At 75.5% G+C, this 980-nt stretch carries 2 protein-coding genes; both read right to left on the bottom strand.

Features of this window, described 5'->3' with window-relative positions; genetic code table 11:
- Positions 1-854: energy-coupling factor transporter transmembrane component T (locus tag G3I19_RS36610; RefSeq protein ID WP_164267963.1), on the bottom strand; the 854-nt coding region annotated here is incomplete at its 3' end.
- The gene (locus G3I19_RS38385; RefSeq protein ID WP_343235317.1) at positions 851-910 is read right to left on the bottom strand and encodes a hypothetical protein; all 60 of its coding nucleotides are present in this window, start codon (positions 908-910) and stop codon (positions 851-853) included. The genes G3I19_RS36610 and G3I19_RS38385, both read right to left, overlap by 4 nt.
- Between the last annotated feature and the right edge of the window lie 70 nt (positions 911-980).

The following is a 980-nucleotide window of genomic DNA, read 5'->3' as shown; positions in this document are numbered from 1 at the left end:
AGCCTGAGCCCGGCCAGCGCGGCCAGCAGCCCCACCCCGAGCACCGGCAGACCGTACGAGGCGCCCTCGGCGGCCAGCAGACCGTACGTCCCCGCACAGACCCCGAGCAGCCCGCCGAGTGTCAGCGCGGTCGTGGTGTGCCGGACCGCACGCGGCACCCGCGCCGTCCTGCCGTACCCACGGGCGTCCATCGACGCCGCGACGGCGACCGACCGCTCCAGCGCGCCCTCCAGGACCGGCAGCCCGATCTGCAGGACCGCCCTGACCCCGCCCGTGGGGCGGCCGCGCAGCCGCCGCGCGGTCCGCAGCCGCACCACGTCGGCGACCATGTTCGGCGCGAAGGTCATCGCGACGACGACCGCCACCCCGACCTCGTACAGGGCGCCCGGCAGGGACTTGAGGAGCCGGGCCGGATTGGCGAGCGCGTTCGCGGCGCCCACACAGATCAGCAGCGTGGCCAGCTTCGCCCCGTCGTACAGCGCGAAGACCAGCTGCTCCGCCGTCACCCGGCCGCCGATCCGCACCCCCTGCGCCCAGTGCGGCAGCGGAAGTCCGGGCAGGGTGAAGAGCGTGTGCGAGCCGGGGACCGGTGAGCCGAGGATCACCGAGAACACCAGCCGGATACCGATGACGAACAGCCCGAGCCGTACGAACGTGCCGTACGAGCGGGCCCAGGGCGCGTCCGTACGCCGGGCCGCCACCACATAGCCCGCCACCCCCACCAGCAGGCCCAGCAGCAGCGGGTTGGTCGTACGGGAAGCCGCGGTGGCCAGGCCGAGGGCCCACAGCCACCAGGCCCCCGCGTGCAGGGCGTTGCTGCGGCCCACGGTGGGGGCGCGGAGTGACACCGTCATCCGCTGTTGCGCCTGCGGCGCGCCTGCCACACACCGGCCGCGCCGAGCACGACCACCGCGGCGATCCCGCCGACGAGCCCGGCGGAGGGGCCGCCACTGTCGCCGCCGTCACCGCTGTCGCCCTGC

The organism is Streptomyces sp. SID10853 (assembly GCF_010548145.1).
GTDB lineage: Bacteria > Actinomycetota > Actinomycetes > Streptomycetales > Streptomycetaceae > Streptomyces.
The sequence above is the reverse complement of the archived record's forward strand: the minus strand, read 5'-3'. Positions and strand labels throughout refer to the sequence as shown.